Source organism: Sorangium sp. So ce406, from assembly GCF_051474675.1.
GTDB classification, from domain to species: Bacteria; Myxococcota_A; Polyangia; order Polyangiales; family Polyangiaceae; genus Sorangium; species Sorangium cellulosum_G.
This window is the reverse complement of sequence record NZ_CP150340.1, coordinates 6,136,857-6,151,162: the sequence shown is the minus strand read 5'-3', so window position 1 is coordinate 6,151,162 and position 14,306 is coordinate 6,136,857. Positions and strand designations below refer to the sequence as shown.

The following is a 14,306-nucleotide window of genomic DNA, read 5'->3' as shown; positions in this document are numbered from 1 at the left end:
GCCCGTGGTCTGCAAGCTCCGCTCGCGCCCCTCCGTCCACCGGCGCGCCCGCCGCGCCGCCTTCCTCGTCCTCGCCCTCGTCGCGGGAGGTTGCGTCTCCCGCGTCGCCCCGGAGCCCGGGCACACCGCGCCGCGAAGCGCGCCCGCGGCCGCCCGCGCCTCCGGCGAGCAGGTCGGGCTCAACTTCTGGGTGCCCGATGGCCCCGCGGCGAGGGTGCTCTCGCTGCAGGTCCCGGAGAGCGACGAGGGCGAGCCGGCCGAGGACGCCCCGCCGGCGAGCGCTGCCTCGCGGCGCGCGACGTCGGCGGATCCGGACGAGGAGCGCCGCTACGCGCTCCTGCCCGGCGTCGCCCTCGCGCCCGCCGTCGAGGAGAAGATCGCGGAGATCGCCGACGCCTACTTCCGGCGGACCGGGAAAGAGCTCGTTGTCACGAGCGGCACGCGCGACCCGGCGCGGCAGGCCGAGGCGATGCACGAGCTCTTCCTGCACGGCGCCGACGTCCTCGGCCTCTACAAGGACAAGGCGGCGGCGCGCGAGATCAAGAGCGCCTACGAGGAGGGCCTGTCGACCGACCAGCCTCCCGAGGCGCTGATCGAGGCGCTCGAGCACGTGATCCGCGCCCAGATCGACCGCGGCGTGTTCATCTCGGCGCACCTCCGCGAGGGCGCGGTCGACGTCCGGAACCGGGACATGACGCCGTCCGAGAAGCGCGCCTTTCTCGATGGCGTCGAGGAGGTCGGCGGCGTGCTCGCGCTCGAGGAGTCGCGGCCGCCCCACTACCACCTGCAGATCGATTAGGCGCTGTCGGGCGAGCCGCCGCGCGGCTGCGCGTCACTCGTCGTTGAACCGGACGATCTGTCCGGAATCGCTGTTCGTCCAGTAGACGCCCGACCTGTCCGCGGCGATGCCCGTCGGGCCCCCCTGGGCCGACGCGATCTCCTCCGGCTCGACGCTCCCGTCCTTGCGGATCCGGTAGACGCTCCCCGCGTCCCTGACCGTGACGTAGACGTAGTCTCCGTGGGCGGCGATCCCCGTGGGGACGCTCGACAGCCCATCAAGGAGGGTCACCGGCGCTTCTCCCGTCGACGCGCTCCGCGGATACCGCAGGACGCCGTCCTGCGTGAGCCAGTAGAGGTTGGCCTCGTCCACCACGATCAGGCCCGGCATCGTGAGCTCATCGAGGAGAACCGTCTCTTTCTCCTCATTGCCCGTGTCGTCGACGAAGATCTCTCCCGTGCTCTGGTCGGTGAAATAGACGATGTCCCCGTCCGCAGCGACGCCGGCGGGCGCCCCGGTCGGGGACGTGACCCCCGTCGGGTAATTGTCGTTGTCGGTGTCGTCCTTCCTGGACCAGGTGATGCGATGGCCCTTGGGCCGCGCGCCATAGACCCGGTCGTCGCCGAGCGCGATGGCGCTGATCCTGCCGCAGCCTACCCAGAGGGTCGTCTCGTCGGTGACCGGCGGGGCGGGGAGCTTCGCGTCCTTCGGCATCCTCAGCAGCTTGTCACGGTCCGTGTCCTTGCCCTGGCAGCTCTCTTCGGCACGGGTGCTGTCGGTGCTCGACCAGTAGATGTGCGTCGCGTCCACCGCGATGGCCTCGGGCGACTCGACGGACGGCTCGAGCAGGTCGATGACCGCCCGGTCATCCTTGATCTGCATCCGCAGCGCGCCGCCCTTGGCGCTCCCCTGCGCCCCGTCGCTCCGCTCGTTCGCCCAGTAGATCGCCTCCTCGTCGAGCGCGATGGCGCGCGGCCCCGCCTGCCCCTCGGCGATCGGGATCAGCGGGGTGACCTCGCGATCGTCGAGCCCCGCGATCTGCGCGCAGCCCTGGAGGCCCGGCGCGAGCGCGGCGATCCCGAGCGCGAGTGTCATGGCAGAACCCTTCGAGCTTCGCATCACCACTGGCCTCCGAGCGTCAGGCGCCCCCCGTCCGAAGCGACGCTGGGCGCGACCCACACGCGCTCGCCCGCGGCCGCCTTCTCCGGCGACCGGGACATCAGCACCATCGCGACGCCGGCCCCGACGCACGCCAGCCCGGCGCCGATCGCGATGTTCGACACCATCGCGGTCGTCTGAGCGCTCTCGTTCAGATCGACGTCCGCCCGGCTGCAGCGGAAGTTGCCGCTGCAGCCCGCCTCGACGTCGCTGGCCTTCTGCATCGTCAGGACCCCGAACACCGCGCCCACGCCGATCCCGGCGAGCCCGACGCCGCCGGCCACGAAGCCCAGCGTGCGCATCGGGCCGCCCCCGCCGCTCGCGCCGGAGCTCGCGGCGTCCGGGTGAGCCTGCGGCGCAGGCTGCGGCGGGGCAGGGGGAGCCGCCTTCGCCGGCTCGGGGGCGGCGACGTCCGCGAGCGGGGGGATGGTCACCCGCGTCGTGCTCGGCCCGGGCTCGAGCGTCACCTGCTGCGACCAGGGCTGCTTGCCCGGCGCCCTGGCCTCGATCGCCGCCGTGCCCGGATCGACCGGGATGCCCGAGCCCGTGGCCGCGGTCGCGCTGAGGTCCTTGCCATTCAGCGTGATCGCCATCCCCGGCGCCGCCTGCGCCACCTCCAGCACGAGGCGCGTCAGGCGGGCCTCGAGCTCGGATCCGCGCTTGGCCGCGAACTGGGCGCGATCCTGCTGCCCCGCGCTCGCCGCGAGCGCGGACGCCTCCTTGAACTCGGCCCACGCGCTCGCCGTCTTGCCCTCCTTCTCGTGGCAGACAGCCAGGTTGAGCAGCGTCCCCACCGTGGGGTCCACGCGCTGGCTCTCGGCGAGCTTGGGGCACGCTTCCTGGAGCTTGCCCTCATCCATGAGCTTCTTGCCGTCCTGGAACAACCCCTCGGCAAGCGCCTTGTCGGCCGGGGTCGTCTGGGCCCACAGCGGCGAGGTCAGGCTCATCCCGGAGAGCAGCGCGAGCCATGCGCCCGCGTATCGCGCTCGTGACGGTCTCAATGTCGGCTCCTCAGCATCTCGTCCTCGCTGGTCGACGTCGGTGGTTTCGGCGGGAGGCCGGCCTTGGGCGGCGCTCCGGACGCGGTGGCCTTCGGGCGGGCGCTGGGCGCCGCGTCGCCGGCGGGAGACGCGCTCGGCGCGGCGGTCGGCGGCGACGCGGGGCTCGCCGCGGCGGGGGCCGCCGCGCCGGAGGCCACGGCCGCGGCGGGGGCCGCCGCGCCGGAGGCCACGGTCGCGGCGGTCTCCGCCGCAGGCGCGGGCGGCGCCGGGGCGAGCGCGCCGCTGCCGGCGCCGTCGGTGGGCTCGCGCTCGCGCTCGCGCGCCGCCGCGGCGCTCGGCGCCTCCGACACCACGCGCGCGCTCGCGACCAGCCACACGCCCGCGCCGACCGCGCCGGCGAGCAACGCGGCCGCGCCGGCGGCCACGAGCAGCCGGCGCCGCGACCTGCGGCGCGAGCTCGTGTGCGTCCACGACGCGCCGGACAGCCTGTCGCTGTCCTCGGCCGCCTTCGAGTTGAGCAGCGTCTGTCCGGCCGGCGACGCCGCGCCGATCGCGCTCTGGATGCGCGAGGTCGAGAGCTTCGCGAAGCTCGACCCGAGCGGCTCGAGCGCCTGCGCGAGCTTGGCGACGTTCGCGTAGCGCGCGCCCACCTCGCGCTCCAGGCAGCGCGTGACGATGCGCTCCAGCGAGGCGGGCGCGTCGCTGCGCTTGTCGCGCAGCCGCGGCACGGGCTGGTGCAGGATGTTCGCCATCACCGCGGCGACCGTCTCGCCCTGGAACGGCGGCTCGCCCGTCACGAGCGTGTACAGCAGCACACCGAACGACCACACGTCGGCGCGCCCGTCGACGGTCCTCGGCGCCATCATCTGCTCGGGCGACATGTACCCGGGCGAGCCCATCACCTGCTTCGTCGACGTGAGCCCCGGCTCCGCGGGCGAGTCGAGCCCTTGCCCCTTCGAGATGCCGAAATCGAGGACCTTGATGTGCCGTGTCCCGTCCGCGTGCTCGGCCAGGAACAGATTCGAAGGCTTGATGTCCCGGTGCACGACGCCGGCCGCGTGCGCCTCCGCCACCGCCTCGAGCGCCTGCAGCACGTAGTCGACAGCGTCCTGGATCGGCAGCGGGCCGTGGGTGTCGATGACCTGCTGGAGATCGAGCCCGGTCAGGAACTCCATCACCATGAAGGGCACGCCGCTCTCGGTGGTGCCGACGTCGAACACGCGCGCGACGTGCTCGCCCTGGAGGCGCGCCGCGGTGCGCGCCTCGCGCAGGAAGCGCGCCACCGCCTCCTGGTTCGCGAGGGCGTCCTGGCGCAGGATCTTGATCGCGACCTTCTGGTCGAGATCCTCGTTGCGCGCCGCGAGCACGACGCCCATTCCGCCGATCGCCACGACCCGCTCGACGCGGTACTTGGCCGCAATGAGCTCGCCGGGCTGGGCCACCGGTGCGAGGAGCTGCGCGGTGCGGTCGGGGGTCACGGCTGGCGTTCAAGCCTACATGAACGGACCCGGTTTTCCGAGAGCGCAAACGACCTTCAAGCCGTCTCCGGGCGCGGCCGGCGCCACGGGCGATCTCGGGGGCGCCATCGCATGGCCATCGCCCCGTGGTTCGCCTGTCAACCGCGCGGGAAGAGCCCGTGCCTGCCCGCCGCGCGGAGCTCGTCCATGCCCGCTTGCATCCGCGCGACGACCTGCGCGAACGCGCGCTCGACCTCGTCCTGGTCGCTCGCGGCCTCTCGCGGCAGCCCGAGGTGCAGCGGGCGGAGCACGCGTGTGTGGATCTTCACCGGAAGGGGGACATGCGGGATCGGGATGCCGACGATGAGCCCCCACGGCAGCGCGAGGCCGAGCGGCGCGACGTTCGAGCGCGCGAGCTGCGGGAGGCGGAGCCGCTCGGCGAGCCTGCTCCCATCCGTGGCGATGTAGAGCGACTGGTGCGCGCCCACGCTCACGATCGGCACGATCGGCACGCCCTCGCGGATGGCGAGCCGGACGAAGCCGCGGCGCCGGCCGAAGCGGATCGTGTACTGGGCCGAGGTGGGCTTGCACGCGTCGAGATCGCCGCCGGGGAAGACCAGCACCGCCGCGCCGCGGGCGAGCGCCCGCCGCGCGTTCTCCGGGCTCGCGGCGACGGCGCCGCAGGCGTTGAGCCAGGGGCCGGCCTTCGGCACGTTGAACGGGAGGTCGTGCATCAGCCCGTACGACAGGCGCGAGGGCCCATAACGGCGCCAGTACGCCGTCATGTGGCAGTACATGTCCGGCATTCCCGTCATCGCGTTGTGGTTGCTGACGGCGAGGAACGGGCCGTCGGGCAGCTCCTCTTCAAACTCGGTCTCGCAGCGGAAGTAGTCGTCGTAGAGGAGGCCGAGCAGCGGGAGCACGCGGGCGATGAACGCCGGGTCGCGCGCGTCGAGGTCGTCCGGGCGGGCGCGCTCGCGCCCTTTGGCGGAGAACGCGGCGATCGCGTCCTTCAAGAGGTCGAGGCCGGGGCGAGGCTCTCTCGGTTGGGTCAGCACCGTCCCCGGTGCCCTAGCCTGCGGCGCGACCGAGGGGAAGCGGATCCTGGAGAGCGCCCGTCGCCCGGCGATCGCCGGCGCGCGCCGCCTCGTCGCGCCGGGCGGGCGCGGGCGCCGATCACTGCGCGTCGCGGCAGCAGCGGAAGCTGGTCTCGTAGAAGCGGAACCCGTCCGCGTGCGCCGGGTTCGTCGAGCCGCACCGCGGCTTCGCGCTGCCGAAGCAGCCGGACCAGTAACACCCCTTGAGGACGTGGGGATACTCGTTGACGTGGTACTTGGTTCGCACCACCCACTCCTCGACGTTGCCTGTCATGTCGTAGACCCCGAAGGCGCTCACGCACCCCGGGCGCGAGCCGCTCGGCTCGGCCTGGTACAGGGCCTCGACCTCGGCCGAGGCCTCCTCGGAAGGCCAGGTGTTGAGCGCTCGCTCGTCGGGCGCTCTCCACGTCTTGTCGTCGTTGCAGCGCTCCGCTTCGTGGATGTTCCCGTACGGATAGACGAACCCCTCGGGCCCCTGGCACGCCGTGTCCCACTCGTGCTCGGTGCAGAGGCGTTTGCCGCGCGCCTCGCACCAGGCGTGCGCCGAGACCGCGCTCTCCATCACGAGCGGCAGGGCGCCTTCCTCGTTCGGCGCCTCGAAGCGGTCGATGCAGTATCCATCGACCTCGACCATGTCGGGCGGGCAGGGCCCCTCGGGCTGCGTGTCGAGGGGGAAGTCTTCTTGTTGGATCCCGCCGCTGCCTTCCCCTCCTGCGTCTCCCGTGCCTCCGCCTGCGCCGCCGACATCGCCTGCGCTGCCGCTACCCGACGATGTCGCGGCGGCGACCGAGGTGGTGGACGACGTCGCCGCTGCCCCGCCGCCGCCCGAGGCGTCGTCCGTGCCGGCGCCGAGACCGAGATCTCCGTTGCAGGCAGCGCTGAAGAGCGACACGAGGCCGAGAAGCGAGGCGATCCGAGCGGCGATCGCGAACGGGAGAGCTCCAGGGCGCATTGCGGGCTCCTCATCGATCAGGGTGCCAGAGCCGCGGTCTCCCGTCGAGCGAGCGCGCCGCGTTGTCCGCCTTCGTATCGCGGTTCGTCGCGTCAATTCGTCACCAACATCGACCTTCGTCCGCGTCGCCGGCGCGGCCCGCTCCCCACGTATTCCTTCATCGTCCCTCGCTGTACCCGGACGGAGCTGCCCGCCGAGGGCGGTGAAGCGGGGTCGATGCGGTCGCTGATGGCGGGCGCGGGCCGAGCAAGTGCGGTGCTCCACAAGGAGGAGACAGAGACGAACCGTCAGGGCGCCAAGGACGCCAGGAGAAGAAAATTACATGTTTTCGGCGCCCTTCGGCATTCCTGGCGGTCTCCTCGATCGAGTCGCTGTCCCAGGCGCGCACGCGCCCCGCGCTAGAGGCGGAGCTTGCAGCGCAGGATCGCGCTCGGGGTGACGCGCGCGGCGGTCAGCCGGCTCGCGCGCGCGTCGACGCGGGCCCGGACCGCCACGGTGCCCGCGAGCGTGCGGCTCACCAGATCGCGCGCGAGCAGACCCACGGCGCCGGTCAGGTGCGACATCGCAGCGGAGCCGGCCAGGAGCGAGCACGGGATGGAGCCGGAGAGATCCATCCCGATCGTGGCGTCTGCGCCGTCGCGCTGGATCGTGCCCGTTCCTCCGAGCTTCAGCGCGCCGGCGGCGACCTCGACCCCGCCGAGCGCGATGCGCTGGCGATCCGCCGAGATGCGCGCGTCCGCCTTGACGGTGGTGGTATCGCCGAAGAGGAGCCCGTCGAGCTCCTTCGGGTGGGGCAGGGTGAAGCCCTTCACGGTGAGCGCGATCGGGCCTTCGAGCGGCGCCTCGGACAGCGCCGTCCGGTCCGCCCCCTCCGCGAGCCGCAGCTCGAGCGTCCCGGAGACGACCATCTTCGAGGCGCCGACGTCGACGCCGAGGAGCGCGCCGACCGCGGAGAGCGGCGTCGGCGCGAGCGCGATCGCGGCGCTCGGGGCGGGCCGCGGCCGGAGCTCGGCCCGGAGCGGCGCGGCGAGGGCGTCCTCGCCGCCGAAGCCCAGCGCGATGGCGTCTCCGTTGATCGACCAGGCGACGTCGGTGCGCGCGATCTCCTTGCCGGCCCACAGCACGCGCGCCTGCTTCAGCACGCCGGCATCGGGCAGCATCGCGCCGGGCGGCGGCGCGGCGGGGCCCGGGGTCGCGCCGGCCGCGCGGCCCTGGGGCGAGCCGTCGGCCAGCGCGAACACCTCCGGTCCGCCGTCGCGATCCCGGAAGCCGATGCGGAAGCGGCTCGTGGTGAGCGGCAGCGCCGCGGCGCGCCGGCCGTGCTGGGCGGCCCACGCCGGCAGGCCCTCCAGGGCGTCGATCCCCGCGAGGGTGAGCTCGACGCCGTCGGCCGCGATCCGCGCGGGCGAGAGGCCGCGCAGCTCGATCGTGGCGCGCGCGACCGTGCCCGAGAGCCCGCGCACCCCGACGAGCGAGAAGCGCGCGCCGCGCAGGCGGACGGCGCCGAGGCCGAGGTCGATCGCGCCCGGATCCAGCGCGACGCCGCGCGCGCGGGCCTCGGCGATGATGTGCCGGCGGACCGCGGGCGGACCGAGCACGAGGAGCGCGGCGACCGCCGCCGCGAGGACGGTGACGACGACGACCGCCGCGATCACGGCGCGACGGCGCCGCTTGCCGCGCCGCGCGCCGCCGCTGTCGGCGGGGCCACCTCCGCCGGCGGCACCGCCGGGCGGCGCCTCCGGGCCGGGGTCGGTGGAGGGGAGGGGAGCGGGGCGGGAGGAGGGCGCCACGGGGAGGAGTCCCTCTAGCGTCGTTCGCGCGCGCTCGCGAGCGCTTCGCGCGGCTCAGCGCGCTTGCGGACAGACCCTCGCCTGCGCTACGGCTCAGGAGCCACCCGTTCCGCGGAGCCCGGCATGCAGATCACCATCATCGCCAGCGGGAGCGGGGGCAACGCCACCCTGTTCGCGTCCCGCGGCACGCGCGTCCTCGTCGACGCGGGCGTCGGGCCGCGGGTGCTCGCGCAGTGCCTCGCGGCGGCCGGCGCGGGCGGCGCGCTCGGCTGGGCGCCCGACGCGATCGTCGTCACGCACGCGCACGCCGACCACGTCGGCGTGGCGGCCAAGTACAACAAGAAGCACAAGATCCCGGTCTACGCCTCCGAGGCCACCGCGCGCGCCGCCGCGCTCGGCGATCCCGAGCGCGTCCGGCTCTTCTCGCCGCGCGAGCCGTTCGCGATCGGCGCGCTCACGTTCTCTCCGAAGCCGCTGCCGCACGACGCGGCGCAGGTCGCGCTCGTCGTCGACGACGGCGCGCGGCGGGCGGCGCTCGCGACCGATCTCGGGGAGGTCCCGCCGGGGCTCCTGGAGCACGTCGCCGGCTGCGATGTGCTGATGCTCGAGTCGAACTACGACGAGGACATGCTCGACGCCGGCCCGTACCCGCAGCACCTCAAGCGCAGGATCCGCTCGGCGCGCGGCCACCTGTCGAACGCGCAGGCGTGCGCGCTGCTCGCGGCGCTGCCAGGCGGCACGCACACGGTCGCGCTGATGCACCTCTCCGAGAACAACAACCGCCCGGAGCTCGCGCTCGACGCCGCCCGCGACGCGCTCGCCGGCAAGCGCGCGCGCCTGCTCGCCGCGCCGCCCCGCGGGCCGCTCGTCCTCGACGCGGCCCCGCCCCCCGGCGCGGCGCGCGCCCCGCTCGCGCCGCCGCGCCAGCTCGATCTGTTCGCGGCGATGTAGAGCGCCGCCCGCGCCGCCCGGTCGCGCGCCGGACCGAGCGTCAGATGCCCTCGAGCCGCACCTTCTGGCCCGCCACGACGCCGTGGCGGCGCGTCCAGCCGGCGTTCACCTCGAGGACGTACGTCGAGGGGCAGCCGACGTCGAAGGTCGAGTCGTTGAGCGTCGGGGTGTTCTCCTCGATACCGACGATCGTTCCATCGCCGTCGATGAACAGCATGTCGAGCGGGATGCACGTGTTGTGCATCCAGAACGAGTGGTTGGTCCGCTGCTCGAAGGCGAAGATCATCCCGCGGTTCTCCGGCATGCTCTTCCTGTACATGAGCCCGCGGGCGCGCTCCTTCTCCCGCCGCGCGACCTCGACCGTGACGTCGGGCGCCTTCGCGTCGAGGAAGATCACCTTGCCGGTCGCGAGCTGGAACGGGCCGGTCGGGTCGTCGGGGCACGCGGGATCCGGGCCGACGCGGCTCGGCGGCGGCCGCTCCGGCGTCGCCGGGGTCGGCGCGATGCAACGCCCGTCGTTCGGCGTCGCGGCGGGCTCGGGCGGCGCGACCTCCGGGGCGGGCCGGTCGGGCGCGTCGGCGGCGCGGGGCGCGTGCGGGGTCGGCTCGTCGACGCGGCGCTCGCACGCGCCGAGCGCGGCCCCGAACAGCAGCGCGCCCAGGGCGGGCGCGAGCGAGGCGAGCGGGACGAGCGGGGCGAGCGTGGACAGACGGGTCGCGGGGGCGCAGCGCGAGCTCATGCCGCTTCACTACCACGGCGAGGCTCGTCCTTGACCGCTGGACCGCGACGCGCGAAATCCTCGCACGATGATTGTCCGAGCCCTCGCCACCCAGTCCATCGCCACGCTCGCCGCGCTGGCGGTCCTCGCCGGATGTTCGAAGACCCCGGAGCCCACGGCCGAAGAAGCGCCGAAGCAGACGTCGAAGACGACGCCCGCGTCGACGGGAGCGCCCGCGTCGGGGCAGGCCGGAGACAAGGCGGAGGAGAAGAAAGAGCGCCCGCAGCCGCAGCGACGCAAGGTCAGCGCGAAGCCGGTCGCCGAGGTCAAGCCGAGCGAGGACGACCCGGTGAAGGGCAAGTGGACGCTCGAGGACGCCACGAAGGGCCTCCCGCCGGGCAAGGCGCTGACCGCGTCGATCGAGACCGATCTCGGCACGCTGTCGTGCAAGCTGTTCGACGACAAGGCGCCGATCACGGTGGCCAACTTCGTCGGCCTGGCGCGCGGGATCAGGCCCTGGAAGACGCCCGAGGGGGCCTGGGAGAAGAAGCCCGCCTACGACGGGACGATCTTCCACCGGATCATCAAGGGATTCATGATCCAGGGCGGCGACGCGAAGAAGAACGGCACCGGCGAGGCCGGTTACGTGATCCCCGACGAGGTCTGGGAAGACGGCAGCCACGACCGCCCGGGCCTGCTGTGCATGGCGAACCGCGGCAAGAACACGAACTCCGCGCAGTTCTTCATCACCGACGCGGCGGCGTTCCACCTCGACAACGGCTACACCATCTTCGGCGAGTGCGGGCCCGAGGAGCTCGTCCACAAGCTGGCCAGCGTCGAGGTCAAGGGCGAGCGGCCGGTGAGCCCGCCCGTCATCAAGAAGGTGACGATCACCCGCCAGTAACGCCGCTACGGCGCGCCACGTCGCGCTGCGCCGCCGAGCTCGGGCTCCCGGCGCCGCGCGGCGACGGCCCGAGCTCGGATGCGCGCCGGAAGCCGTGAGGCGCGCCGGCTACTCGCAGTCGCTCGCCTCGCCGGGCGAGGGCGTGGTCGCCACGGTGAAGCTGACGTCGAGCCACTCGCTCGTCTCGTCGTGCCCGCTGATGCCGTTGCCCTCGGTCAACAGCTCGCCGGCCTCGCGATCGCTGCAGCGGGTGATGCTCTGCCGGTCGCCGGCGACCGCTGCCGCCCGCTGGCTGTTGCGCGAGGTGTCATCGGCATAACCCCTCTTCCCTGTCTTGTACGCCATCTCCGAGTTCCCGAGCTCCTCGCCCCAGATGACGTAGTCGACGTCCTTGACCGGCCCGCCCTCCGTGCCGTCCCACTCGAAGAGGATCACCATCTCGCCGTCCCCCGTGAGCAGCCCGCCGGACTGCGCGCCGAGCGCGCCGTTCGTGGGCGCGAGCATGGGCGGCACGTCGTCCCCCCCGCAGGGGATGGGCGCCGAGTCAAGCGCGAAGTCGGCACATCGATCGTACTCGAGCTCGAAGCCGTCGTGGGTCGCCAGCACGAGGTGCTTCCCTGCCTCGATCACCGTCCCGGGAGGGAACTGGACGAGGAAGTCCGTACCTGCGCTGCCGCTCGGCTCCCAGGCAGTGCCCTCGGCGATGAGGTAATAAACGGTGTTGTCCGAAAGGTAGTAGTTCGTCAGGTCGACGTCATTCTCGGTCGGGTTCCAGATCTCGATGAACTCGGCCGCTCCCGGCGCGACGACGATCTCCGAGATCAGCAGGTGGCCGGCGGGCTCACCGCTGACCGCGCCGCCGCCGCCGCCATCGCCGCCGCCCGCGCCGCCGTCGCCACCCGCGCCGCCGCCGCCGGTCTCACCGCCGCCGGCGCCGCCGCCGCCCTCTCCGGTGGTGCTCGACGTGGTGCTCGATGAGCTCGCCCCGCCTGCGCCGGCCGGATCGTCACCGCCGCAAGCCATGAGGTGGGTGAACGCCAAGGGGAAAGCAGCGAGGAGTGCGATACTGAGCAGGTTGCGCTTGTGCATTGGTGAGAGATACATCAGAGCGCCGGCCCACAGGCAAGTGGGATTGCAGCCGGGGGGAAACGATCCACCGCTCACGTTCGCGTCAGGACGGTGCCCAGGCCGCCAAATGCATGGCGGGCGCGCGAGGAATCGATAGCATGGCGCCATGAGACGGTGCTTCTCGCTCCTCCTGACACTTCTCTGCGTACCGCTCCCTGGGCTCGGCCTCGCTGCCGGTTGCGGCCAGACAGTCATCGTGGACGATCCTTCCGCTGGCGGCGGCGGCGGTGAGGCCGGCGCGCCGCCCGTCCAGAACGGCGAGGGCGGCGAGGACGCGGGGACGATCCCGCTCGAGGAGTACGAGGATCCCGGCTGTCCCGACGTGGAGCCGATCACCGACTTCGCGTGCGACCCCTACGATCAGTCGAGCGGGTTTTGCGCCCCCGGAGACGGGTGCTTCATCTACGTGCAGTATCCGGCCGAGCCCTGCGGGCAGGAGATCTACGGCGCCTTCTGCGCGCCGGCTGGCCCGGGTGGGCAGGGCGACCCATGCAGCGGCGGCGGCGAGTGCGGCGCCGGGTTCGCCTGCGTCGTGACCGGCTCGGGCACGCAGTGCGTCCAGCTCTGCGAGCTCAGCGGCGACGACCGCTGCAGTCCGGGGCTCGTGTGCGAGCCGATCGACGTCGCGGGGATGGGCGGATGCTTGTGACGAAGCGCTCGGTGGCTCGTCATGCACATCGGAAAACGGCGCTGGCGCTGATCCTGCTCGGGATCGCCGCCTCCGGCGGTGCGCTGTCGGGCGGGTGCGGCGCGCGGACCGGGCTGAACATCCCGCCGCCCGCGCCGGAGTGCGAGGTGGACGCCGACTGCCCCGGCGCCGAGGATCTCTGCAAGCCGGTGTTCTGCCAGCTCTTCGCGGCGGAGCAGCCCGACGCCGGCGCGGCGCCGTCGCCCGACGGCGTGCCGGGCGGCGCGGCGCCGCGGCGCGGCGGCACGTGCGTCGAGCTCGCGCCGATCGAGTGCGACGACGGCGACCCGTGCACCCGCGACAGCTGCGAGAGCGCGACCGGCACGTGCAGCTACGGGCCGGCGACGCTCGACACCGACGGCGACGGCTTCCGCGCGGCGCTGCCCGGCACGATCCCCGGCGAGCCGCTCGCGTGCGGCGACGACTGCGACGACGCGAGCGCCGCGGCCTTCCCCGGCGGGCGCGAGATCTGCGACGGCGTCGACAACGACTGCGACGGCACGATCGACAACGGGGCGCGCTTCGTGCCGCTGGACGCCGACGCGACGCGCATCTCGGGCGACATCGCGCCGGCCGGCGCCGGCGGCCTCGCCTGGAGCGGGACGTCGTACGCGGCGCTCTACACGGGGACGACGCAGGGCTTCAACCTGTACCGCTCGATGATCAGCGCCGAAGGGGAGCCGCTCCCGCCCGGCGAGGAGATCATCACGCCGAAGAACGGCGACGCCTCCGGCGGGCCGATCGTGTGGGTCGGCGACCGGTACGGCGCCGCCTGGCAGGACCGGCGCGACGGCGACTACGAGGTGTACTTCTCCCTGCTCGACGCCGACGGCCAGAAGGTGGAGGGCGGCGATCGGCGGCTCTCCGAGGCGTTCGGCTTCTCGGTCAACGTGGCGCTCACGTGGAACGGCGCGGAGTTCATCCCCGTCTGGCAGGACGAGCGCAACGGCATCTTCGACCTGTTCGCGCAGCGCATCGACATCGACGGCAACCTGATCGGCGAGAACGTCCAGCTCACCGACGCCTCGGGCGGCTTCGGCAACGAGGCGCCCGCCGCCGCGGCGGGCCAGAGCGGGATCGGCGTCGCGTGGTCCACGGGCGACGCGACCACCCACTTCATCCAGTTCCGGACGTTCTCCGCCGAGCTCGATCCGATCTCGGACGTCGTCAGGCTGACGGACGGCCAGACCGACGCTGTCTATCCGACGGTGGTCTGGAACCGCGATCGCTACGTCGTCGCGTGGTTCGACAAGTCGGCGAACCCCAAGGCCATCTATGCGGCCACGGTCTCGGAGGACGGCACGATCCTCGCGCAGCCCAGGGCCATCTCGAGCCCTGGCCCGTTCCGCTCGCGGTATCCGTACCTGCGCGCGCTCGGCGACCGGGTGCTCGCGATCTACTCGGACGACCGCGACCAGAACGACGGGTACGAGCTCTACGCGGTCACCGTGAGCGCGGACCTCGTGCCGCTCAGCGCCGAGCAGCGGCTCACGTTCGCGCCCCGCGACAGCATCGGCCCGATCGCCACGTTCGGGCCGGAGGGCGACGTGGGCATCCTCTTCCGCGACGATCGCGAGGGCGGCGAGCACCACGTCTTCTTCACCCGGCTCGGCTGCGTCGCGGGCGACTGACAGCCCCGCGGCCGAGCGCGTCACCATCCTGAGGCCGAGCGCGCCGCGCTGGG

13 protein-coding genes are annotated in these 14,306 nt (G+C 73.2%); 5 read left to right on the top strand and 8 right to left on the bottom strand.

Annotated elements, in window-relative coordinates; translation table 11 throughout:
• Nucleotides 1-4 precede the first annotated feature (4 nt).
• The gene (locus tag WME96_RS22625) at nucleotides 5-799 is read left to right on the top strand and encodes a hypothetical protein (RefSeq protein WP_437292159.1); all 795 of its coding nucleotides are present in this window, start codon (nucleotides 5-7) and stop codon (nucleotides 797-799) included.
• Between the two features lie 33 nt (nucleotides 800-832).
• Here WME96_RS22625 and WME96_RS22620 read toward each other — a convergent pair whose 3' ends face one another.
• From WME96_RS22620 to WME96_RS22595, 6 genes are all read right to left on the bottom strand, one after another.
• The gene (locus WME96_RS22620) at nucleotides 833-1,873 is read right to left on the bottom strand and encodes a hypothetical protein (protein WP_437292158.1); all 1,041 of its coding nucleotides are present in this window, start codon (nucleotides 1,871-1,873) and stop codon (nucleotides 833-835) included.
• Between the two features lie 23 nt (nucleotides 1,874-1,896).
• Nucleotides 1,897-2,937 (bottom strand): hypothetical protein, encoded by a 1,041-nt coding sequence (locus WME96_RS22615; RefSeq protein WP_437292157.1) that lies wholly within the window; start codon nucleotides 2,935-2,937, stop codon nucleotides 1,897-1,899.
• A complete protein-coding gene (locus WME96_RS22610; protein ID WP_437292156.1) occupies nucleotides 2,934-4,415 on the bottom strand; it encodes a serine/threonine-protein kinase in 1,482 nt (493 codons plus the stop codon). Before WME96_RS22610 ends, WME96_RS22615 begins: the two co-directional genes overlap by 4 nt.
• 137 nt (nucleotides 4,416-4,552) lie before the next feature.
• Nucleotides 4,553-5,452 carry a 1-acyl-sn-glycerol-3-phosphate acyltransferase gene (locus tag WME96_RS22605; RefSeq protein WP_433937580.1) on the bottom strand — a complete coding sequence of 300 codons (900 nt, stop codon included), beginning with the start codon at nucleotides 5,450-5,452 and terminating at the stop codon, nucleotides 4,553-4,555.
• Between the two features lie 118 nt (nucleotides 5,453-5,570).
• The gene (locus WME96_RS22600; protein ID WP_437292155.1) at nucleotides 5,571-6,443 is read right to left on the bottom strand and encodes a formylglycine-generating enzyme family protein; all 873 of its coding nucleotides are present in this window, start codon (nucleotides 6,441-6,443) and stop codon (nucleotides 5,571-5,573) included.
• A 398-nt stretch (nucleotides 6,444-6,841) separates the two neighbouring features.
• Entirely contained in the window at nucleotides 6,842-8,233 is a 1,392-nt protein-coding gene (locus WME96_RS22595) for a hypothetical protein (RefSeq protein WP_437292154.1), read from the bottom strand.
• Between the two features lie 123 nt (nucleotides 8,234-8,356).
• Between WME96_RS22595 and WME96_RS22590 the strand changes: the two genes are divergently transcribed.
• Nucleotides 8,357-9,184, top strand: a complete 828-nt coding sequence (locus tag WME96_RS22590; RefSeq protein WP_433937576.1) for an MBL fold metallo-hydrolase — start codon at nucleotides 8,357-8,359, stop codon at nucleotides 9,182-9,184.
• Between the two features lie 40 nt (nucleotides 9,185-9,224).
• Here the strand turns inward: WME96_RS22590 and WME96_RS22585 are convergent, their stop codons facing one another.
• A complete protein-coding gene (locus WME96_RS22585) occupies nucleotides 9,225-9,923 on the bottom strand; it encodes a DUF192 domain-containing protein (RefSeq protein ID WP_437292153.1) in 699 nt (232 codons plus the stop codon).
• Nucleotides 9,924-9,990: 67 nt separating this feature from the next.
• On the opposite strand from WME96_RS22585, the gene WME96_RS22580 reads away from it, so the two are divergent.
• Nucleotides 9,991-10,806 (top strand): peptidylprolyl isomerase, encoded by an 816-nt coding sequence (locus tag WME96_RS22580; protein WP_437292152.1) that lies wholly within the window; start codon nucleotides 9,991-9,993, stop codon nucleotides 10,804-10,806.
• A gap of 108 nt (nucleotides 10,807-10,914) precedes the next feature.
• Here WME96_RS22580 and WME96_RS22575 read toward each other — a convergent pair whose 3' ends face one another.
• The gene (locus WME96_RS22575) at nucleotides 10,915-11,847 is read right to left on the bottom strand and encodes a lamin tail domain-containing protein (protein ID WP_437292151.1); all 933 of its coding nucleotides are present in this window, start codon (nucleotides 11,845-11,847) and stop codon (nucleotides 10,915-10,917) included.
• Nucleotides 11,848-12,040: 193 nt separating this feature from the next.
• On the opposite strand from WME96_RS22575, the gene WME96_RS22570 reads away from it, so the two are divergent.
• Complete coding sequence (locus WME96_RS22570; protein ID WP_437292150.1) at nucleotides 12,041-12,583, top strand: hypothetical protein; 543 nt, start codon at nucleotides 12,041-12,043, stop codon at nucleotides 12,581-12,583.
• 11 nt (nucleotides 12,584-12,594) lie between these two features.
• Complete coding sequence (locus tag WME96_RS22565; RefSeq protein ID WP_437292149.1) at nucleotides 12,595-14,253, top strand: MopE-related protein; 1,659 nt, start codon at nucleotides 12,595-12,597, stop codon at nucleotides 14,251-14,253.
• Nucleotides 14,254-14,306 lie beyond the last annotated feature (53 nt).

Bases quoted from the DNA above. Each gene is read 5' to 3' on its own strand.
- WME96_RS22620 (WP_437292158.1), bottom strand. From the start codon at position 1,873: ATGACACTCGCGCTCGGGATCGCCGCGCTCGCGCCGGGCCTCCAGGGC.
- WME96_RS22600 (WP_437292155.1), bottom strand. From the start codon at position 6,443: ATGCGCCCTGGAGCTCTCCCGTTCGCGATCGCCGCTCGGATCGCCTCG.
- WME96_RS22590 (WP_433937576.1), top strand. From the start codon at position 8,357: ATGCAGATCACCATCATCGCCAGCGGGAGCGGGGGCAACGCCACCCTG.
- WME96_RS22585 (WP_437292153.1), bottom strand. From the start codon at position 9,923: ATGAGCTCGCGCTGCGCCCCCGCGACCCGTCTGTCCACGCTCGCCCCG.
- WME96_RS22580 (WP_437292152.1), top strand. From the start codon at position 9,991: ATGATTGTCCGAGCCCTCGCCACCCAGTCCATCGCCACGCTCGCCGCG.
- WME96_RS22570 (WP_437292150.1), top strand. From the start codon at position 12,041: ATGAGACGGTGCTTCTCGCTCCTCCTGACACTTCTCTGCGTACCGCTC.